The organism is Streptococcus sp. 5905 (genome assembly GCF_013276505.1).
Taxonomy (GTDB): Bacteria; Bacillota; Bacilli; order Lactobacillales; family Streptococcaceae; genus Streptococcus.
The window spans coordinates 163,078-182,916 of the sequence record NZ_VMLC01000003.1 but is presented as its reverse complement, the minus strand read 5'-3'; the positions used below and the strand labels follow the sequence as shown (position 1 = coordinate 182,916).

Annotated in this window: 23 protein-coding genes; 22 read left to right on the top strand and 1 reads right to left on the bottom strand. The window is 42.1% G+C overall.

The genetic code is table 11. The features are described from left to right. Positions 1-13 precede the first annotated feature (13 nt). The 19 genes from rpmD to HT680_RS06400 all read left to right on the top strand — a co-directional run bounded on the left by rpmD (position 14) and on the right by HT680_RS06400 (position 15,690). Positions 14-196, top strand: a complete 183-nt coding sequence (rpmD, locus tag HT680_RS06490; protein ID WP_000057241.1) for a 50S ribosomal protein L30 — start codon at positions 14-16, stop codon at positions 194-196. A 143-nt stretch (positions 197-339) separates the two neighbouring features. Next, a complete protein-coding gene (gene rplO, locus HT680_RS06485) occupies positions 340-780 on the top strand; it encodes a 50S ribosomal protein L15 (protein ID WP_000766092.1) in 441 nt (146 codons plus the stop codon). 11 nt (positions 781-791) lie between these two features. Continuing rightward, entirely contained in the window at positions 792-2,102 is a 1,311-nt protein-coding gene (gene secY, locus HT680_RS06480) for a preprotein translocase subunit SecY (protein WP_173259121.1), read from the top strand. A 146-nt stretch (positions 2,103-2,248) separates the two neighbouring features. Continuing rightward, positions 2,249-2,887, top strand: coding sequence for an adenylate kinase (locus tag HT680_RS06475; protein WP_173259119.1), 639 nt, complete (start codon positions 2,249-2,251; stop codon positions 2,885-2,887). A gap of 116 nt (positions 2,888-3,003) precedes the next feature. Then, positions 3,004-3,222 (top strand): translation initiation factor IF-1, encoded by a 219-nt coding sequence (infA, locus tag HT680_RS06470; protein ID WP_001029883.1) that lies wholly within the window; start codon positions 3,004-3,006, stop codon positions 3,220-3,222. 24 nt (positions 3,223-3,246) lie between these two features. Next, the gene (gene rpmJ / locus HT680_RS06465; protein ID WP_001808836.1) at positions 3,247-3,363 is read left to right on the top strand and encodes a 50S ribosomal protein L36; all 117 of its coding nucleotides are present in this window, start codon (positions 3,247-3,249) and stop codon (positions 3,361-3,363) included. 17 nt (positions 3,364-3,380) lie between these two features. After that, positions 3,381-3,746 carry a 30S ribosomal protein S13 gene (gene rpsM, locus HT680_RS06460; protein WP_000090781.1) on the top strand — a complete coding sequence of 122 codons (366 nt, stop codon included), beginning with the start codon at positions 3,381-3,383 and terminating at the stop codon, positions 3,744-3,746. A gap of 17 nt (positions 3,747-3,763) precedes the next feature. Continuing rightward, positions 3,764-4,147, top strand: a complete 384-nt coding sequence (gene rpsK / locus HT680_RS06455) for a 30S ribosomal protein S11 (protein ID WP_001118385.1) — start codon at positions 3,764-3,766, stop codon at positions 4,145-4,147. 42 nt (positions 4,148-4,189) lie between these two features. Continuing rightward, entirely contained in the window at positions 4,190-5,125 is a 936-nt protein-coding gene (locus HT680_RS06450) for a DNA-directed RNA polymerase subunit alpha (RefSeq protein WP_000568993.1), read from the top strand. An 11-nt stretch (positions 5,126-5,136) separates the two neighbouring features. Then, on the top strand, positions 5,137-5,523 hold the full coding sequence (rplQ, locus tag HT680_RS06445) for a 50S ribosomal protein L17 (RefSeq protein WP_000331493.1): 387 nt from the start codon (positions 5,137-5,139) through the stop codon (positions 5,521-5,523). 263 nt (positions 5,524-5,786) lie between these two features. Beyond that, complete coding sequence (locus HT680_RS06440) at positions 5,787-6,053, top strand: ACT domain-containing protein (RefSeq protein ID WP_000644108.1); 267 nt, start codon at positions 5,787-5,789, stop codon at positions 6,051-6,053. Positions 6,054-6,062: 9 nt separating this feature from the next. Beyond that, positions 6,063-7,400: a PFL family protein gene (locus tag HT680_RS06435; RefSeq protein WP_173259117.1), complete on the top strand. Its 1,338-nt coding sequence runs from the start codon at positions 6,063-6,065 to the stop codon at positions 7,398-7,400. A gap of 239 nt (positions 7,401-7,639) precedes the next feature. After that, positions 7,640-8,332 carry a histidine phosphatase family protein gene (locus HT680_RS06430; protein ID WP_173259115.1) on the top strand — a complete coding sequence of 231 codons (693 nt, stop codon included), beginning with the start codon at positions 7,640-7,642 and terminating at the stop codon, positions 8,330-8,332. 159 nt (positions 8,333-8,491) lie between these two features. Then, positions 8,492-10,993: a leucine--tRNA ligase gene (gene leuS / locus HT680_RS06425; RefSeq protein ID WP_173259113.1), complete on the top strand. Its 2,502-nt coding sequence runs from the start codon at positions 8,492-8,494 to the stop codon at positions 10,991-10,993. Positions 10,994-11,186: 193 nt separating this feature from the next. Then, positions 11,187-11,882 (top strand): GNAT family protein, encoded by a 696-nt coding sequence (locus HT680_RS06420; RefSeq protein WP_173259111.1) that lies wholly within the window; start codon positions 11,187-11,189, stop codon positions 11,880-11,882. A gap of 11 nt (positions 11,883-11,893) precedes the next feature. Further along, entirely contained in the window at positions 11,894-12,310 is a 417-nt protein-coding gene (locus tag HT680_RS06415) for a GNAT family N-acetyltransferase (protein WP_173259109.1), read from the top strand. Positions 12,311-12,799: 489 nt separating this feature from the next. Beyond that, positions 12,800-13,798 carry a Holliday junction branch migration DNA helicase RuvB gene (ruvB, locus tag HT680_RS06410; protein WP_000086800.1) on the top strand — a complete coding sequence of 333 codons (999 nt, stop codon included), beginning with the start codon at positions 12,800-12,802 and terminating at the stop codon, positions 13,796-13,798. Then, on the top strand, positions 13,779-14,351 hold the full coding sequence (locus HT680_RS06405; RefSeq protein WP_173259107.1) for a nucleotidyltransferase family protein: 573 nt from the start codon (positions 13,779-13,781) through the stop codon (positions 14,349-14,351). Before ruvB ends, HT680_RS06405 begins: the two co-directional genes overlap by 20 nt. A 334-nt stretch (positions 14,352-14,685) precedes the next feature. Next, a complete protein-coding gene (locus HT680_RS06400) occupies positions 14,686-15,690 on the top strand; it encodes a sugar transferase (protein WP_173259104.1) in 1,005 nt (334 codons plus the stop codon). A 261-nt stretch (positions 15,691-15,951) separates the two neighbouring features. On the opposite strand, the gene HT680_RS06395 is transcribed toward HT680_RS06400, so the two are convergent. Further along, positions 15,952-16,365, bottom strand: a complete 414-nt coding sequence (locus HT680_RS06395) for an EamA family transporter (protein WP_173259102.1) — start codon at positions 16,363-16,365, stop codon at positions 15,952-15,954. A gap of 215 nt (positions 16,366-16,580) precedes the next feature. Here HT680_RS06395 and glmS point away from each other — a divergent pair, with 215 nt between their 5' ends. The 3 genes from glmS (at position 16,581) to HT680_RS06380 (ending at position 19,837) form a co-directional block, all read left to right on the top strand. Beyond that, positions 16,581-18,389, top strand: a complete 1,809-nt coding sequence (glmS, locus tag HT680_RS06390) for a glutamine--fructose-6-phosphate transaminase (isomerizing) (RefSeq protein ID WP_173259100.1) — start codon at positions 16,581-16,583, stop codon at positions 18,387-18,389. A 228-nt stretch (positions 18,390-18,617) separates the two neighbouring features. Then, positions 18,618-19,622: a uroporphyrinogen decarboxylase family protein gene (locus tag HT680_RS06385; protein ID WP_173259097.1), complete on the top strand. Its 1,005-nt coding sequence runs from the start codon at positions 18,618-18,620 to the stop codon at positions 19,620-19,622. A gap of 11 nt (positions 19,623-19,633) precedes the next feature. Then, a complete protein-coding gene (locus HT680_RS06380; RefSeq protein ID WP_173259095.1) occupies positions 19,634-19,837 on the top strand; it encodes a hypothetical protein in 204 nt (67 codons plus the stop codon). The last annotated feature ends 2 nt before the right edge of the window (positions 19,838-19,839 follow it).

Below are 19,839 nucleotides of genomic sequence, written 5' to 3'. Positions count from 1 at the left end.
GAAAGGGGATAAAATGGCTCAAATTAAAATTACTTTGACTAAGTCTCCAATCGGACGCATTCCATCACAACGTAAAACTGTTGTAGCACTTGGACTTGGCAAATTGAACAGCTCTGTTATCAAAGAAGACAACGCTGCTATCCGTGGTATGATCACTGCAGTATCTCACTTGGTAACAGTTGAAGAAGTAAACTAATGATTTTTAGGGGATGTGCAGTATACCATCCCCTAAAACTGGATATAGTCATCTATGATGACATCGTATAGGCGAGTTGATAAGGGAGACAACCTTTTCTCCCTTATCGGCGCTAGCATTTTACAAAAGAGGAGAAAATAAAAATGAAACTTCATGAATTGAAACCTGCAGAAGGTTCTCGTAAAGTACGTAACCGTGTTGGTCGTGGTACTTCATCAGGTAACGGTAAAACATCTGGTCGCGGTCAAAAAGGTCAAAAAGCTCGTAGCGGTGGCGGAGTTCGCCTTGGTTTTGAAGGTGGACAAACTCCATTGTTCCGTCGTCTTCCAAAACGTGGATTCACTAACATCAACGCTAAAGAATACGCAATTGTAAATCTTGATCAATTGAACGTTTTTGAAGATGGTACTGAAGTTACTCCAGTTGTTCTTATCGAAGCAGGAATTGTAAAGGCTGAAAAATCAGGCGTTAAGATTCTTGGTAACGGTGAGTTGACTAAGAAGTTGACTGTGAAAGCAGCTAAATTCTCTAAAACAGCTGAAGAAGCTATCACTGCTAAAGGTGGTTCAGTAGAAGTCATCTAGAGAGGTGACCTATGTTTTTTAAATTATTAAAAGAGGCTCTCAAGGTTAAGAAAGTACGATCAAAAATTCTCTTTACGATTTTTATCATACTTGTCTTCCGTATTGGGACTAGTATTACTGTACCAGGTGTGAATGCAAAAAGTCTGGAAGCTTTGAGTGGATTATCCTTCTTGAACATGCTTAGTTTAGTTTCAGGGAATGCCATGAAGAACTTCTCGGTTTTTGCACTCGGTGTGAGTCCGTATATCACAGCTTCCATTGTTGTTCAATTGCTACAAATGGATATTGTTCCAAAGTTTGTAGAGTGGGGCAAGCAGGGGGAAGTAGGACGGAGAAAGATAAACCAAGCGACTCGTTATATTGCACTTGTACTTGCGTTTGTGCAATCAATCGGAATCACTGCTGGTTTTAATACTCTATCTGGTGCAAAATTATTAACGACAGATCTAACCCCTCAAGTCTTTGTTACGATTGGTATTATCCTGACTGCAGGTACTATGATTGTTACTTGGCTCGGGGAGCAAATCACTGATAAGGGATATGGTAACGGAGTGTCTATGATTATCTTTGCTGGGATTGTGGCTTCAATTCCAGAGATGATTCATGGTATCTATGTGGACTATTTTGTCAATATTCCAAGTGATCGGTTGATGTCATCTATTGTATTTGTCGTTATTCTCATTATCGCTGTTTTATTGATTGTTTACTTTACAACATATGTACAACAGGCAGAATATAAAATTCCGATCCAATATACAAAAGTTGCTCAAGGTGCTCCATCCAGTTCTTACCTTCCTTTGAAGGTCAATCCTGCTGGTGTTATCCCAGTTATCTTTGCAAGTTCCATTACAGCAGCACCTGCGGCCATTCTTCAGTTTTTGAGTGCTACAGGTCATGATTGGGCTTGGGTACGTACAGCACAGGAAATGTTATCTACAACATCTCCGACAGGTGTTGCTATGTATGCCTTGTTAATCATTCTCTTTACATTCTTCTATACATTTGTACAGATCAATCCAGAGAAAGCAGCAGAAAACTTGCAAAAGAGCGGAGCCTATATCCACGGTGTCCGTCCTGGTAAGGGAACAGAAGAGTTTATGTCAAAACTTCTTCGTCGCCTTGCAACCGTCGGTTCCCTTTTCCTTGGTGTGATTTCAATCTTGCCGATTGTAGCAAAAGATGTCTTTGGACTCTCAGAAGCGGTTGCTTTTGGGGGAACTAGTCTTTTGATCATTATTTCGACAGGTATCGAAGGAATCAAACAGCTAGAAGGTTACCTATTGAAACGTAAGTATGTTGGTTTCATGGACAAAACAGAATAAAAGCAAGACTACTTTTGCTTAGAGAGTGGAGTATGAAGGTCTATCTATAAGAGAGACTTTCGTCTCCCCTCTTCTATTTTGTTTTTAAATAGGAGTTGAAACTAGCTTTTTGCTTCTATTTAAATACAAAATAAGGAGATCAGATCATGAATCTTTTGATTATGGGCTTACCTGGAGCAGGTAAGGGAACGCAAGCAGCTAAAATTGTGGAACAATTCCACGTGGCACACATTTCAACTGGGGATATGTTCCGTGCTGCTATGGCAAATCAAACTGAAATGGGTGTGCTTGCAAAGTCATACATCGACAAAGGTGAGTTGGTTCCAGATGAAGTTACAAATGGAATTGTTAAAGAACGCCTTTCACAGGATGATATCAAAGAAACAGGTTTCTTGTTAGATGGTTACCCACGTACGATTGAACAAGCTCATGCCTTGGATAAAACATTGGCTGAACTTGGTATTGAACTAGAAGGTGTGATCAATATCGAAGTGAATCCAGACTCTCTCTTGGAACGTTTGAGTGGCCGTATCATCCACCGCAAAACAGGTGAAACCTTCCATAAAGTTTTTAACCCACCAGCTGACTACAAAGAAGAAGATTACTACCAACGCGAAGATGACAAACCTGAGACAGTTAAGCGTCGTTTGGATGTCAATATCGCCCAAGGTGAACCCATTATTGCACACTACCGTGCTAAAGGTTTGGTCCACGATATCGAAGGAAATCAAGATATCAATGATGTGTTCAAGGACATCGAAAAAGTATTGACAAATTTGAAATAAAGCGTTTTTCACACTTGCAAAAAATCGCTACAAATGTTATACTGAGATAGTCTGACTTATAATTGTTGTCTCTGTGTTTAGAGGCATCAAATCGAAATTTATGGAGGTGCTTTTGCGTGGCAAAAGACGATGTGATTGAAGTTGAAGGCAAAGTAGTTGATACAATGCCTAACGCAATGTTTACGGTTGAACTTGAAAATGGACATCAGATTTTAGCAACAGTTTCTGGTAAAATTCGTAAAAACTATATTCGTATTTTAGCGGGAGATCGTGTTACTGTCGAGATGAGTCCATATGACTTGACACGTGGACGTATCACTTACCGCTTTAAATAATCGAAAAACTTGGAGGGATAAGAAATGAAAGTAAGACCATCGGTCAAACCAATTTGCGAATACTGTAAAGTAATTCGTCGTAATGGTCGTGTTATGGTAATTTGCCCAGCAAATCCAAAACACAAACAACGTCAAGGATAAGATAGAAAGGAGAAAACATGGCTCGTATTGCTGGAGTTGACATTCCAAATGACAAACGCGTAGTAATCTCATTGACTTACGTTTATGGTATCGGACTTGCAACATCTAAGAAAATTTTGGCTGCTGCTGGAATCTCAGAAGATGTTCGTGTACGTGACCTTACATCAGATCAAGAAGATGCTATCCGTCGTGAAGTGGATGCAATCAAAGTTGAAGGTGACCTTCGTCGTGAAGTAAACTTGAACATCAAACGTTTGATGGAAATCGGTTCTTACCGTGGTATTCGTCACCGTCGTGGACTTCCTGTCCGTGGACAAAACACTAAAAACAACGCTCGCACTCGTAAAGGTAAAGCTGTTGCGATTGCTGGTAAGAAAAAATAATATAGGAGGTAAAAGTCTTGGCTAAACCAACACGTAAACGTCGTGTGAAAAAGAATATCGAATCTGGTATTGCTCATATTCACGCTACATTTAATAACACTATTGTTATGATTACTGATGTGCATGGTAATGCAATCGCTTGGTCATCAGCTGGTGCTCTTGGTTTCAAAGGTTCTCGTAAATCTACACCATTCGCTGCTCAAATGGCTTCTGAAGCTGCTGCTAAATCTGCACAAGAACACGGTCTTAAATCAGTTGAAGTTACTGTAAAAGGTCCAGGTTCTGGTCGTGAGTCAGCTATTCGTGCGCTTGCTGCCGCTGGTCTTGAAGTAACAGCAATTCGTGATGTGACTCCAGTGCCACACAATGGTGCTCGTCCTCCAAAACGTCGCCGTGTATAATCATTGCATTACACTGCTTTTCGTTTAAGAGGGAGTAACTAAATGATCGAGTTTGAAAAACCAAATATAACAAAAATTGATGAAAATAAAGATTATGGCAAGTTTGTAATCGAACCACTTGAACGTGGCTACGGTACAACTCTTGGTAACTCTCTTCGTCGTGTACTACTAGCTTCTCTACCAGGAGCAGCAGTGACATCTATCAACATTGAAGGTGTCTTGCATGAGTTCGACACAGTTCCAGGTGTTCGTGAAGACGTGATGCAAATCATTCTGAACATTAAAGGGATTGCAGTGAAATCATACGTTGAAGACGAAAAAATCATTGAGCTTGACGTTGAAGGCCCTGCTGAAATTACGGCTGGAGACATTTTGACTGACAGTGATATTGAGATTGTAAATCCAGATCATTATCTCTTTACAATCGGTGAAGGTTCTTCTCTAAAAGCGACAATGACTGTTAACAGTGGTCGTGGATATGTACCTGCTGATGAAAACAAAAAAGATAATGCACCAGTTGGAACACTTGCTGTAGATTCTATTTATACACCAGTTACAAAAGTCAACTATCAAGTTGAACCTGCTCGTGTAGGTAGCAACGATGGTTTTGACAAATTAACCCTTGAAATCTTGACTAATGGAACAATTATTCCAGAAGATGCTTTAGGGCTTTCAGCACGAATCTTGACAGAACATCTTGATTTGTTTACAAATCTTACTGAGATTGCTAAGTCAACTGAAGTGATGAAAGAAGCTGATACTGAATCTGACGATCGTATTTTGGATCGTACGATTGAGGAACTGGACTTGTCTGTGCGTTCATACAACTGTTTGAAACGTGCCGGTATCAACACTGTGCATGATTTGACAGAAAAATCTGAAGCAGAGATGATGAAAGTACGAAATCTTGGACGCAAGAGTTTGGAAGAAGTGAAACTCAAACTCATTGACTTGGGTCTTGGATTAAAAGATAAATAAAGGAGGAATACATGGCTTACCGTAAACTAGGACGCACTAGCTCACAACGTAAAGCAATGCTTCGCGATTTGACAACTGACCTTTTGATTAACGAATCAATCGTGACAACTGAAGCTCGTGCTAAAGAAATCCGTAAAACTGTTGAAAAAATGATTACTCTAGGTAAACGTGGTGATTTGCATGCACGTCGTCAAGCAGCTGCTTTCGTACGTAATGAAATCGCATCTGAAAACTATGATGAAGCAACTGATAAGTACACTTCTACTACAGCACTTCAAAAATTGTTCTCAGAAATCGCACCTCGTTATGCTGAACGTAACGGTGGATACACTCGTATCCTTAAAACTGAACCACGTCGTGGTGATGCAGCGCCAATGGCGATCATCGAATTAGTATAAAATCATCAATTTTGTTGAGTGTTATGATGATGGAGTCTTGTGCTCTTAGTCTAGCTCTGGTCTACCGCTGGGACTTCGGTCCTAGCGGGAACACTCATCATCATTTGATAGGGTAGACGCTTGTTTACGAAATTGTTTTTTGTTTAAGAACAACTTCGTAAGCAGGCGTTTTTTAGTATTTTCTATGGAAATGTGCTATACTAGGGGAAAAGAAAATCAAAAACGTTCAGGTTTTCTAAAAATCGTAGAAATGGGGTATAAGAATGAAGGCTATTATTACAGTGGTTGGCAAGGACAAGGCTGGGATTGTTGCAGGCGTGTCTACGAAGATTGCAGAGTTGGGTTTGAATATTGACGATATTTCTCAGACTGTGTTGGATGAATACTTTACCATGATGGCGGTCGTATCAAGTGATGAAAAACAAGATTTTACCTCTCTCAGAAATGAGTTTGAAACTTTCGGTCAGACCTTGAATGTTAAAATCAATATTCAAAGTGCAGCGATTTTTGATGCTATGTACAATATCTAGGAGGTTATCATGGATATTAGACAAGTTACTGAAACCATTGCCATGATCGAAGAGCAGAACTTTGATATCAGAACCATCACCATGGGGATTTCCCTTTTGGACTGTATTGATCCAGATATTGAACGTGCTGCTGAAAAGATTTATCAAAAAATCACCACTAAAGCTGCAAATCTAGTGGCTGTAGGAGATGAAATTGCTGCGGAACTAGGGATTCCTATTGTTAATAAACGGGTATCGGTGACTCCGATTTCCTTGATTGGAGCAGCGACTGATGCGACAGACTATGTCGTTTTGGCAAAGGCACTTGACAAGGCTGCCAAGGAGATTGGTGTTGACTTTATTGGTGGTTTTTCGGCTTTGGTACAAAAAGGCTACCAAAAAGGAGATGAGATTCTCATCAATTCTATCCCCCGCGCTCTAGCTGAGACAGACAAGGTTTGTTCGTCCGTCAATATCGGCTCAACCAAGTCAGGCATCAACATGACTGCGGTTGCAGATATGGGACGCATCATCAAGGAAACAGCTGCGCTATCAGATATGGGTGCGGCCAAGTTGGTCGTATTTGCTAACGCCGTTGAGGATAATCCTTTTATGGCGGGAGCCTTCCACGGTGTCGGTGAAGCAGATGTTATCATCAATGTCGGGGTTTCGGGTCCTGGTGTGGTCAAGCGTGCCTTAGAAAAAATTCGTGGACAGAGCTTTGATGTAGTAGCCGAGACGGTCAAGAAAACGGCCTTTAAGATTACTCGTATCGGTCAGCTGGTTGGGCAAATGGCGAGTGAACGCCTTGGTGTTGACTTTGGAATTGTCGACCTAAGTTTGGCACCTACTCCTGCAGTTGGAGATTCTGTGGCTCGTGTCCTTGAGGAAATGGGCCTAGAAACAGTTGGCACGCATGGGACGACGGCTGCCCTCGCTCTTTTGAATGACCAAGTTAAAAAGGGCGGAGTGATGGCTTGTAACCAAGTCGGTGGCTTGTCAGGTGCTTTTATCCCCGTTTCTGAAGATGAGGGGATGATTGCTGCGGTGCAAAATGGCTCTCTGAATTTAGAGAAACTGGAAGCCATGACAGCTATTTGTTCTGTTGGGCTGGATATGATTGCCATTCCGGAAGATACACCTGCTGAAACCATTGCGGCTATGATTGCGGATGAGGCGGCAATCGGTGTTATTAACATGAAAACAACAGCTGTTCGTATCATTCCAAAGGGAAAAGAAGGCGATGTGATTGAGTTTGGTGGTTTGCTAGGGACAGCTCCAGTGATGAAGGTTAACGGGGCTTCGTCTGTCGATTTCATCTCTCGTGGAGGCCAAATTCCTGCTCCAATCCATAGTTTTAAAAATTAATAAAAAAGAGAGAGAGAATTTAAGTTGAGTTTAAGGATGACTGTGTATACTTATAATCATTAAATAAAGATCTCCTAACTTTATTTAATTAGAATCCTAAACTTTTTCATAATAATCTCCTAGGAAAGCTACCATAAGGGTAGCTTTTCTTGTGGGAAAATTACGAGAGCGGACTTTACTGTTGAAAGCCGAATATTTCTTTGATCCATGATATAATAGAAGAAAATGGAGGATAGAAAATGTCTAAAGTAAGATTGTACTTGGTCCGTCATGGAAAAACGATGTTTAACACGATTGGACGTGCGCAAGGATGGAGTGATACACCTCTAACAGCAGAAGGTGAGTTGGGAATCCATGAGCTAGGAATTGGCTTGAGAGAGTCTGGCTTGCAGTTTGACCGAGCTTATTCCAGTGATTCAGGGCGCACTATTCAAACCATGGGAATTATCCTGGAAGAACTTGGCTTGCAGGGGAAAATTCCTTATCGAATGGATAAGCGAATCCGTGAGTGGTGTTTTGGTAGTTTTGATGGAGCCTATGATGGGGACCTCTTTATGGGGTTGATTCCGAGAATTTTCAATGTAGACCATGTTCATCAGTTGTCCTATGCAGAGCTAGCAGAAGGTTTGGTAGAGGTTGATACAGCTGGCTGGGCAGAAGGTTGGGAAAAACTCAGTAGTCGAATCAAGGAAGGCTTTGAAGCGATTGCCAAAGAAATGGAAGAACAAGGTGGGGGCAATGCTCTCGTTGTGAGCCATGGAATGACGATTGGTACCATTGTGTATCTGATTAATGGTATGCATCCGCATGGTCTCGATAATGGTAGCGTGACGATTCTTGAATATGAGGACGGTCAGTTTAGCGTAGAAGTTGTTGGTGACCGTAGCTATCGGGAGCTGGGACGTGAGAAGATGGAAGAAACAAATAGTTAATAGAAGTTAGCTCCGATTAGGAGCTAATTTTTTTACTGTTAAATAAGTTAGATTGGCGACTCAGTATTTCTTGTTATCCAAGTCTAAAAGAGCATTTCTCGACTTTCAAATTCCCCCAAAAATGGTATAATAGTAACATCATAAAATTGGAGAAATAGCATGAGTTTTTACAATCATAAGGAAATTGAGCCTAAGTGGCAAGGCTACTGGGCGAAACATCATACATTTAAGACAGGAACAGATGCTTCAAAACCAAAGTTCTATGCTCTGGATATGTTCCCATATCCTTCAGGAGCTGGATTGCACGTAGGACACCCAGAAGGTTATACTGCAACCGACATCCTCAGCCGTTACAAACGTGCGCAAGGCTACAATGTCCTTCACCCAATGGGTTGGGATGCCTTTGGATTGCCTGCAGAGCAATACGCCATGGATACGGGGAATGACCCAGCAGAATTTACAGCGGAAAATATTGCTAACTTCAAACGCCAAATCAATGCGCTTGGCTTCTCTTACGACTGGGATCGTGAAGTCAACACAACAGATCCAAACTACTATAAGTGGACGCAATGGATTTTCACCAAGCTTTACGAAAAAGGCTTGGCCTATGAAGCGGAAGTTCCAGTTAACTGGGTGGAAGAGTTGGGAACTGCCATCGCCAACGAAGAAGTTCTTCCTGACGGAACTTCTGAGCGTGGAGGCTATCCAGTTGTCCGCAAACCAATGCGTCAATGGATGCTTAAAATCACTGCCTATGCAGAGCGCTTGCTCAATGACTTGGATGAGTTGGATTGGCCAGAATCTATCAAGGATATGCAACGCAACTGGATTGGCAAATCCACTGGTGCCAATGTAACTTTCAAAGTGAAAGGGACTGACAAGGAATTCACCGTCTTTACTACTCGCCCTGACACCCTTTTCGGTGCGACTTTCACTGTCTTAGCTCCTGAGCATGAACTGGTAGATGTCATCACAAGCCCAGAGCAAGCTGATGCAGTTGCGGACTATAAACACCAAGCTAGCCTCAAGTCAGACTTGGCTCGTACTGACCTTGCCAAAGAAAAAACAGGGGTTTGGACTGGTGCTTATGCCATCAACCCTGTCAATGGCAAGGAAATCCCAATCTGGATAGCAGACTATGTTCTTGCTAGCTATGGAACAGGTGCTGTCATGGCCGTGCCTGCCCATGACCAACGTGACTGGGAATTTGCTAAACAATTTGACCTTCCAATCGTAGAAGTACTTGAAGGTGGAAATGTAGCAGAAGCTGCCTATACTGAAGACGGTCTTCACGTCAACTCTGACTTCCTAGATGAACTGAACAAAGAAGAAGCGATTGCTAAAATTGTGGCTTGGTTGGAAGAAAAAGGCTGTGGTCAAGAAAAAGTTACCTACCGTCTCCGCGACTGGCTCTTTAGTCGTCAACGTTACTGGGGTGAGCCAATTCCAATCATTCATTGGGAAGATGGGACTTCAACAGCTGTTCCTGAAAGTGAATTGCCACTTGTCTTGCCAGTCACCAAGGATATCCGTCCTTCAGGTACAGGGGAAAGCCCATTGGCTAACTTGACAGACTGGCTTGAAGTGATTCGTGAAGATGGTGTCAAAGGTCGTCGTGAAACAAACACTATGCCACAATGGGCAGGTTCAAGTTGGTACTACCTCCGCTATATCGACCCACATAACACAGAAAAATTGGCCGATGAGGATCTCCTCAAACAATGGTTGCCAGTAGATATCTACGTAGGTGGGGCAGAGCATGCCGTTCTTCACTTGCTCTATGCTCGTTTCTGGCACAAATTCCTCTATGACCTCGGTGTTGTTCCGACTAAGGAACCATTCCAAAAACTCTTTAACCAAGGGATGATTTTGGGAACAAGCTACCGTGACCACCGTGGGGCTCTTGTGGCGACTGACAAGGTTGAAAAACGTGATGGTTCTTTCTTCCATGTGGAGACAGGGGAAGAGTTGGAGCAAGCACCAGCCAAGATGTCTAAATCCCTCAAGAACGTTGTCAATCCAGACGACGTAGTGGAACAATACGGTGCCGATACCCTTCGTGTCTATGAAATGTTCATGGGACCACTTGACGCTTCGATTGCTTGGTCAGAAGAAGGCCTGGAAGGAAGCCGTAAATTCCTCGACCGTGTTTACCGTTTGATTACAAGTAAAGAAATCGCTTCGGAAAACAATGGTGCTCTTGACAAGGTCTACAATGAAACAGTTAAATCTGTCACTGAGCAAATCGAGGCTATGAAATTCAATACAGCTATTGCCCAACTTATGGTCTTTGTCAATGCGGCTAACAAGGAAGACAAACTCTATGTAGACTACGCCAAAGGCTTTATCCAATTGATTGCCCCATTTGCGCCTCACTTGGCAGAAGAACTCTGGCAAACTGTTGCTGCAACAGGTGAATCCATCTCTTATGTAGCTTGGCCAACATGGGACGAAAGCAAATTGGTTGAAGACGAAATCGAAATCGTTGTCCAAATCAAAGGAAAAGTTCGTGCCAAACTCATGGTTGCGAAAGACCTATCACGCGAAGAATTGCAAGAAATTGCTCTGGCTGACGAAAAAGTCAAAGCGGAGATTGACGGTAAGGAAATCGTGAAGGTGATTGCGGTACCTAACAAACTCGTTAATATCGTTGTGAAATAACCAATTTATTTGCTGATTTCCAACCTCAAACAGTTCCTCAAACTGTTTGAGCCAACTAAACTCGTTAATATCGTTGTGAAATAAGATAGGAATCCTTCAGAGTAGAATCTGGAGGATTTTTTGAATTTTTTCATGAAAGTATGATATACTATGTGCAACTGTAAAGTTTGAAAAGCAAATCAAGGAGAAAGCAATGCCAATAAACGAATATGGTCAGATGATTGGTGAGGCTGTGGTTAGCCACACAACAGGTAAATTGCCTGCTATTGATTTTTTAGAAGGGCGTTATGCTCGGATAGAGGCTCTTTCGGTAGAAAAGCATGCGGAGGATTTATTAGATGTTTATGGTCCAGATACTCCTCGAGAGATGTGGACCTACCTCTTTCAGGAGCCGGTGGCAGATATGGAGGAACTGGTTACCGTCTTAAATCAGATGTTAGCTCGTAAGGACCGTTTTTACTATGCGATTATAGACAAGGCAACTGGTAAGGCCTTGGGAACTTTTTCTCTCATGCGCATTGACCAGAATAACCGAGTAATAGAAGTGGGAGCTGTCACTTTTTCTCCAGAACTCAGGGGAACACGTATAGGGACAGAGGCTCAATATCTCCTAGCTCGCTATGTTTTCGAGGAGCTTAACTATCGTCGCTATGAGTGGAAATGCGATGCTCTAAATTTGCCATCCAGACGAGCTGCGGAACGTTTGGGCTTTGTCTATGAAGGAACCTTCCGTCAGGCTGTCGTTTATAAGGGGCGAACTAGAGATACGGATTGGCTCTCTATGATTGATAAGGACTGGCCTCAAGTCAAAGCTCGTTTGGAAGCATGGTTGGCTCCTAAAAATTTTGACAAGAATGGACGGCAGTACAAGAGCTTGAGAGAATTCTAAGAGGTGTTGAGATGATTACTATTAGAAGGCAAGAAATCGTCAAGCTAGAGGATGTTTTGCATCTCTATCAGGCAGTCGGTTGGACAAACTATACACATCAACCCCAGATGTTGGAGAAGGCCTTGTCTCACTCATTAGCGATTTATCTGGCACTTGATGGCGGTACCGTGGTGGGCTTGGTCCGTTTGGTCGGAGATGGTTTTTCATCGGTTTTTGTCCAGGATTTGATCGTTTTGCCTAGCTATCAGCGCCAAGGGATTGGCAGCAACTTGATGAAAGAGGCTTTAGGTGATTACAAAGATGCCTATCAAGTCCAACTAGTGACCGAAGAAACAGAAAAAAACTTGGGATTTTATCGTTCACTGGGATTTGAAACCTTATCTACTTATGATTGCACAGGAATGATTTGGGGCGATCGAAAAAAATAAAAAATTTTGTTTTTTCTTAAGCAAAGTTTAAGTCTCCTCGTGTATTATATAGTCATTAAATAAAGACCTCCTAATACTCTTCGAAAATCTCATCAACCTTCGTTAGAGTCGACTTAGCTAACTATAGTTATGCTTTCGTCTATCTGCCTAGTCTGATTTCGATTTTCATTGAGTACCCTTTATTTAATGAAATCCTAAACTTTTCTTTTTCATCATAATCTCCTAAAGAAGTCACCCAATCAGGTGGCTTTTTTGTGACTTGAGAAAGGAAATTTCATTTGGAAAAAATTTTTCTAAAAAAATGATAAATCAGAAAAAAGTTAAGGTAATTTTAAGTCTCCTCGTGTATCATATAGTCATTAGATAAAGACCTCCTAACTTTATTTAATGAAATCCTAATCCTTTCTTTTTCATAATAATCTCCCTAAAGAGGCCACCCAATCAGGTGGCTTTTTTGTTTGTGGCTTGGATTTTTGATATAATAGAGGCATGAGTAGAATTTTAGACAATGAGATAATGGGGGATGAGGAGTTAGTAGAACGTACGCTCCGTCCTCAGTATTTACGTGAATATATCGGTCAGGATAAGGTCAAGGATCAGCTGCAAATCTTTATCGAAGCTGCTAAAATGCGGGATGAAGCGCTGGACCATGTGCTCTTATTTGGGCCTCCAGGTTTGGGGAAAACGACCATGGCCTTTGTCATTGCTAACGAATTAGGTGTCAATCTCAAGCAAACGTCTGGTCCTGTCATTGAAAAAGCGGGTGACTTGGTAGCGATTTTGAATGATTTGGAGCCTGGGGACGTCCTCTTTATTGACGAGATTCATCGCTTGCCCATGTCGGTGGAAGAGGTGCTCTATAGTGCCATGGAGGACTTCTACATTGACATTATGATTGGGGCTGGTGAGGGCAGTCGCAGCGTCCATTTAGACTTGCCACCTTTTACCTTGATTGGGGCTACGACACGTGCGGGGATGCTCTCAAATCCGCTACGAGCACGTTTTGGGATTACAGGTCATATGGAATACTATGCCCACGCTGACTTGACGGAAATTGTTGAGCGGACGGCAGATATTTTTGAGATGGAAATCACCCATGAGGCAGCTGCTGAGCTGGCCTTGCGTAGTCGGGGAACTCCCCGTATTGCTAATCGCCTCCTCAAGCGCGTGCGCGATTTTGCCCAGATTATGGGGGATGGATTAATTGATGATGTCATTACTGATAAGGCTTTGACCATGCTGGATGTAGACCATGAGGGGTTAGACTATGTGGACCAGAAAATCCTTCGTACCATGATTGAGATGTACGGTGGTGGTCCTGTCGGTTTAGGAACCCTTTCTGTTAATATTGCAGAGGAGCGTGAGACGGTCGAAGATATGTATGAACCTTACCTAATCCAAAAAGGCTTTATCATGCGAACTCGTTCTGGACGGGTGGCGACAGCTAAGGCATATGAGCATTTAGGGTATGAATACAATGAAAAATGAACAAGAAATTCTAGATGCTTTCAGAGAAAATCCAGATATGATGACCATTCTGACCATCATTCGTAACCTTGGTCTGAAAGATTCGTGGTTGGCAGCGGGTTCGGTTAGAAATTTCATCTGGAATCTCTTGTCAGACAAATCCCCTTTTGACCGTGAAACGGATGTGGATGTGATTTTCTTTGATCCAGATGTTTCTTATGAGGAAACAGTATTCCTAGAGAGCAAGCTGAGAGAGGATTTTCCCCAGTATCAGTGGGAGTTGAAAAATCAGGTCTATATGCATCTGCACAGTCCCCACACAGCGCCTTACACGAGTTCTCGTGATGCTATGAGTAAGTATCCAGAACGATGTACAGCGGTAGGCCTACGCTTGAATGAAGATTCCACTTTAGAGCTCTTTGCACCTTATGGTTTAGAGGATATTTTAAAGTTTCAAGTTCACCCGACTCCTCACTTCTTAGAAAATGAAGACCGAATGAAACTCTATCAAACACGATTATCCAAGAAAAATTGGCAAGAAAAATGGAAAAATCTCACTTTCTCAAATCTTTGAAAAGAAGTTAGTGACTTGATTACATAAGAATTCTATATGTGAGTTTGTAATCATCACAAGATGAGCAGAGAAATCTAAAGATGCAAAAAATTATATACTCAACAGGAACAACTCATTCAATCTATCATAGCTAACAAAGATACCGAATTTGTGAGATTGAGTGAGAAAAACGTCTATTAAGGATATCCTTATTGTTCTTGGAAGATAAGACTCCTGGGGAAATTATCCCAAGTAACTAACTTGAGCTTGAAAATTGGCATGTAAACGCTTTTGAAAAGTCGTAAATTATGATACAATGTTTAGAGAAATTACTGAGACGAGGATTTAGAAAACAATGAAAGTACATTTCACAAATTTATTTGGGCAAGCATCAACGAGTGTTGCCTTGATGGCGCAGAACAATGTCATGAAAATTGTTCGAGACTTTGGAGTTAACGAACTGGGGATATATTTTTATGATGCAAGCCATGAACCGTGGGAAGAACTGAACTCGCGAATGGATGGAATTGTCGCGGGGGTATCTTATGGAGATGTCGTTTTTTTCCAATCTCCTTCATGGAATAGTGTTGAATGGGACAATCACTTGATAGAAAAGTTAAAGCTTTCTCATGTAAAAATGGTGATGTTTATCCATGATGTTCAGCCACTAATGTTTGAGAGCAATTATTATCTTATGAAGGCCCACATTGACATGTATAATAAATGTGATGTGGTGGTAGTACCATCCGAACAAATGTACCAGAAACTCGTTTCAGAGGGATTAACCGTCAAGAACTACGTTGTTCAAACACTCTGGGATCTTCCCCATGGTTTGGAGCTCTATACTCCAAAATTTGAGAAAAAATTAATCTTCTCAGGAGACCCATCTCGTTTTCCACATATTGTTGACTGGAAACACAGTACCCCCCTTCATGTTTATGCTACGAGAGCAGAGGGAGTAGATTATTCCAAAGTCCATCTTGAAGGTTGGCGAACTCAGCAGGAATTATTGTTGGAGTTGTCTAAAGGAGGAGGTTTTGGCCTAGTATGGGGAAATTCCGAAAATCCTGCGGAAGAGCGTGACTACTACAAAGAAAATGTTTCTTATAAGTTGACAACTTATCTGGCTGCGGGTATTCCTGTGGTTGTGCCAGACTATCTTTCTAATGTGGACTATATCCGTGAGAAAGGTTTGGGCTTTGTCGTGTCCAGTTTGGAAGAAGCTAGCCGTGTAGTTCAGGAATGTACGGCAGAAGAGTATGATCAAATGGTCACAAGAGCAAAATATACAGCTTACTTAATTAAAAATGGTTATTTCACAAAGAAATTGTTTATTGATTCCATGATGCTCTTAGATTAGTCAAAAGTCAGTCATCGGTTTACCACATTCAGATTTAGAAAGGCAAAATTTCAAGTCGAAGTTAGCCACTTGGGATAATTAGTTTTTTGTCAACTGTGTAGTGGGATGATGAAAAACCACATCTTGGAGGGAACCAATTTGGTTCTCTCCTTTTTGCTAGACGCTTGAAGCTGATTTCCTCTACTTATAAATTTAGACGTAACAAAACACCCCAAAACTATCTAACTTTTTTGGGGAGGTCATATAGGGAGGGGGAGAGGATTACAAAATCATCACCAAGGTCCCAATCGTAATCAGTATACAGCCAATGATTGTTTTAAACGTCAGGACATCCTGTAGAAAGAAAAAGGCTAAAACGAGTGTAATGACGAGACTGAATTTATCGACAGCAGATACCTCAGTCGCATTGCCCATCTGCAAGGCCTTGTAGTAGCAGAGCCAGGAGGCACCCGTTGCCAAACCAGACAGGATGAGAAAGAACCAACTTTTTCTACTGATATTGACAATCTCAGTCTGACTATTGGTCAAGAAAACCATAGCCCAAGCCATAAGAATGACGACGACCGTACGAATGGCTGTTGCTAGATTGGATGGAACTCCCTCAATCCCAATCTTGGCTAAAATAGAAGTTAAGGCTGCAAAGACAGCAGATAAAAGTGCGAAGAAAAACCACATGGTAACTACCTCCTCTCTCTATTATAAGTAATCGAATCCTACTTGTCAGTTCTCAAGTGAAATCTTGCTCTGATGGCATTTTAAAAAGCTATACCAATTTTTATGCTTGACAAGTGAGAAAAACAAGTATATACTGTCTTTGCTGGTTCTGTAAAAGGAAAATCAGACTATACCAATTTAAGGAGAAAGCACAGCTGGTCTGTGTCGTATATACTATGTGTGGAATTGTCGGTGTTGTTGGAAACACAAATGCAACTGATATTTTGATTCAAGGGCTTGAAAAGCTTGAATACCGTGGCTATGATTCTGCGGGGATTTTTGTTCTAGGTGGTGCTGAAAATCATCTAGTCAAAGCTGTCGGTCGTATCGCAGAATTGTCTGTTAAGACAGCTGGTGTTGAGGGGACAACTGGTATTGGGCATACGCGTTGGGCGACTCACGGGAAACCAACTGAGGACAATGCTCACCCACATCGCTCTGAGACAGGACGTTTTGTCTTGGTGCACAATGGGGTGATTGAAAACTACCTTGAGATCAAGGAAGAATACCTTGCAGGTCACCACTTCAAGGGGCAAACGGATACGGAAATCGCTGTTCACTTGATTGGAAAATTTGCAGAAGAAGATGGTCTCTCAGTTCTTGAAGCCTTTAAAAAAGCCCTTCACATCATCCGTGGTTCTTATGCTTTTGCCTTGGTTGATTCACAAGATCCTGAAGTCATCTATGTGGCGAAAAATAAATCACCACTTTTGATCGGTCTTGGAAATGGCTACAACATGGTCTGCTCAGATGCTATGGCTATGATTCGTGAGACTAACCAATACATGGAAATTCATGACCAAGAGTTGGTAATCGTTAAGGCTGATAGTGTCGAAGTTCAAGATTATGACGGCAACAGCCGTGAGCGTGCTAGCTATACTGCCGAGCTTGACTTGTCTGATATCGGTAAGGGAACTTATCCTTACTACATGCTCAAGGAAATCGATGAGCAACCAACTGTGATGCGTAAACTCATCCAAGCCTATACAGATGAGGCTGGTCAAGTAGTAGTGGACCCAGCTATCATTAAGGCTGTTCAAGGTGCGGACCGCATCTACATCCTTGCAGCTGGAACGTCTTACCATGCAGGATTTGCTTCTAAGAAGATGTTGGAAGAATTGACAGATACACCAGTGGAACTTGGAATTTCATCTGAGTGGGGTTACGGTATGCCACTTCTCAGCAAAAAACCACTCTTCATCTTTATCAGCCAGTCTGGTGAAACAGCTGACAGCCGTCAGGTTTTGGTTAAGGCCAATGAATTGGGCATCCCAAGCTTGACAGTGACAAACGTACCCGGTTCGACTCTTTCACGTGAAGCCAACCATACCATGCTCCTTCACGCGGGTCCTGAAATCGCCGTGGCATCAACCAAGGCTTATACAGCGCAAATTGCAGCCCTTGCCTTCCTTGCAAAAGCGGTCGGTGAAGCAAATGGCAATGCTAAAGCACAAGCCTTTGACCTGATTCGTGAGTTGTCTATCGTGGCTCAGTCTATCGAATCAACTCTTTCTGAGAAGGAAGCGATTGATGCCAAGGTTCGAGAGCTTCTTGAAACAACTCGCAACGCCTTTTATATCGGACGTGGTCAAGACTACTACGTAGCTATGGAAGCGAGTCTTAAGCTTAAAGAGATTTCTTACATCCAGTGTGAAGGCTTTGCGGCAGGAGAACTCAAGCATGGAACGATTGCCTTGATTGAAGAAGGAACGCCTGTCTTGGCCCTCTTGTCAGATCCAGTTCTTGCCAACCACACTCGTGGAAATATCCAAGAGGTCGCAGCCCGTGGTGCCAAGGTTCTCACTATCGCAGAAGAAAATGTTGCTAAAGATACAGATGATATCGTCCTTACGACCGTACACCCTTACCTCTCACCAATTTCAATGGTCGTACCAACGCAATTGGTCGCTTACTTTGCAACACTCCACCGTGGTCTCGATGTGGACAAACCGCGTAACCTTGCCAAGTCAGTAACAGTGGAATAAGACTGAGTATAAATAATTCTTATCAAGCTTATAAAAATTTCATATCGTAGAGAACATCATTTTAAAACAATGAGTATAAACACCTTAGAAAACCTGATTTAAAGGGATTTCTAAGGTGTTTTTCTTTATAGATATAAAAATTTCCAATCGAGTCAATAGTCAATATATATTGGGAAAAGGGGAAAAGGAGTGGTAAGATGGTTTCAATCCAAATGGAAGGAGAAAGGTATGGCAAGTAAAAGAGATTTAGTCTTTAGAGCGATTCGAGGCGATGAAGTGGAAAGAGTTCCTGTGGGATTTTGGTTTCATTTTGTAACACTCGAAGAAAAGGGGCAGGGATTAAATAATCCACGTATCTTTCAAAAAAGTGTTGAAGGACATCGCAACTATGTGGAAAGGATTCGCCCTGATTTTGTCAAAATTATGAGCGATGGTTTTTTCCTTTATCCAAGTAATGTCTATAGTCCTAAGATTGCAAGCATTCAGGAGCTGGCTTCTATTGAGTCGATTGGTGAGGAACACCCATGGATTCAGCAACAGGTGGAAGTGGTACAAGCGATTCGAGAGACCTTTACCGAAGAGATTGCTTCTTTCTACAATATCTTTTCACCGATCTCCTACCTCAAGCGCTGGTTCCGTACAGAAACTTCTCGAGGAGATAGGGAAGTGGCTGATCTATTGCTTGAAAATCCTGAGCAATTCAGAGCGATTCTAGATGTGATTGCAGGAGATATTGCTATCCTAACTCAGAAAATCATTCAGCAAGGCGGTGTTGACGGGATTTACCTCAGCACCCAGGAAATTCAAGATGAGCGCATCACACCAGCACTCTACCAAACCTATATCGAACCGAGCAATATAGCAGTTTTAAAGGCGGCTAATCAGGTTGGTGGCACTAATATCCTCCATATCTGTGGTTTTGAAGGTGCGAGCAATGATGTGACGATATTTAAGGACTATCCAGCTCAAGTTGTCAACTGGGCGACTCATCATGAGGATGTTAGTTTGATACAGGGTCAAGAGTTGTTTCCAGGTAAGGCCGTTTTAGGTGGATTTGAAAATGGCAAGAAAAGCTTGCTTTATCAAGGTTCCAGGGAGGAATTGCAAAATGAAACAAGGCGGTTGCTGGCTGAGGCTGGTAGTAAAGGCGTTCTTCTGGGAGCTGACTGTACTGTTCCAGATGACTTTGACTTAGAGAGGTTGGACTGGATTCGGCAGGCAGCTGTTCTCTAAAAGGAGGAGCTATGAAAAGTAAAAGATGGGGTATCTTCATTGCAGTTGTCGGTTTGCTGGCCTTGGTCACCATAAGTGTCGTAAAAAATGGGCACTGCAAAAATGGAGAGAGATGTCGTGGAGTTCAGAATTTTTCCAAGTCCAGTCTCCCCTTTCTACGTTCGAATGATATCGCAAGCAGTTTATTAGTTGAAAAAGTAAGAAATGGAGAATAAGA

Coding starts and splice junctions, on each gene's coding strand:
- rpmD (WP_000057241.1), top strand. CDS start 14: ATGGCTCAAATTAAAATTACTTTGACTAAGTCTCCAATCGGACGCATT.
- rplO (WP_000766092.1), top strand. CDS start 340: ATGAAACTTCATGAATTGAAACCTGCAGAAGGTTCTCGTAAAGTACGT.
- secY (WP_173259121.1), top strand. CDS start 792: ATGTTTTTTAAATTATTAAAAGAGGCTCTCAAGGTTAAGAAAGTACGA.
- HT680_RS06475 (WP_173259119.1), top strand. CDS start 2,249: ATGAATCTTTTGATTATGGGCTTACCTGGAGCAGGTAAGGGAACGCAA.
- rpmJ (WP_001808836.1), top strand. CDS start 3,247: ATGAAAGTAAGACCATCGGTCAAACCAATTTGCGAATACTGTAAAGTA.
- rpsM (WP_000090781.1), top strand. CDS start 3,381: ATGGCTCGTATTGCTGGAGTTGACATTCCAAATGACAAACGCGTAGTA.
- HT680_RS06450 (WP_000568993.1), top strand. CDS start 4,190: ATGATCGAGTTTGAAAAACCAAATATAACAAAAATTGATGAAAATAAA.
- rplQ (WP_000331493.1), top strand. CDS start 5,137: ATGGCTTACCGTAAACTAGGACGCACTAGCTCACAACGTAAAGCAATG.
- HT680_RS06440 (WP_000644108.1), top strand. CDS start 5,787: ATGAAGGCTATTATTACAGTGGTTGGCAAGGACAAGGCTGGGATTGTT.
- HT680_RS06435 (WP_173259117.1), top strand. CDS start 6,063: ATGGATATTAGACAAGTTACTGAAACCATTGCCATGATCGAAGAGCAG.
- HT680_RS06430 (WP_173259115.1), top strand. CDS start 7,640: ATGTCTAAAGTAAGATTGTACTTGGTCCGTCATGGAAAAACGATGTTT.
- leuS (WP_173259113.1), top strand. CDS start 8,492: ATGAGTTTTTACAATCATAAGGAAATTGAGCCTAAGTGGCAAGGCTAC.
- HT680_RS06420 (WP_173259111.1), top strand. CDS start 11,187: ATGCCAATAAACGAATATGGTCAGATGATTGGTGAGGCTGTGGTTAGC.
- HT680_RS06415 (WP_173259109.1), top strand. CDS start 11,894: ATGATTACTATTAGAAGGCAAGAAATCGTCAAGCTAGAGGATGTTTTG.
- ruvB (WP_000086800.1), top strand. CDS start 12,800: ATGAGTAGAATTTTAGACAATGAGATAATGGGGGATGAGGAGTTAGTA.
- HT680_RS06405 (WP_173259107.1), top strand. CDS start 13,779: ATGAATACAATGAAAAATGAACAAGAAATTCTAGATGCTTTCAGAGAA.
- HT680_RS06400 (WP_173259104.1), top strand. CDS start 14,686: ATGAAAGTACATTTCACAAATTTATTTGGGCAAGCATCAACGAGTGTT.
- HT680_RS06395 (WP_173259102.1), bottom strand. CDS start 16,365: ATGTGGTTTTTCTTCGCACTTTTATCTGCTGTCTTTGCAGCCTTAACT.
- glmS (WP_173259100.1), top strand. CDS start 16,581: ATGTGTGGAATTGTCGGTGTTGTTGGAAACACAAATGCAACTGATATT.
- HT680_RS06385 (WP_173259097.1), top strand. CDS start 18,618: ATGGCAAGTAAAAGAGATTTAGTCTTTAGAGCGATTCGAGGCGATGAA.
- HT680_RS06380 (WP_173259095.1), top strand. CDS start 19,634: ATGAAAAGTAAAAGATGGGGTATCTTCATTGCAGTTGTCGGTTTGCTG.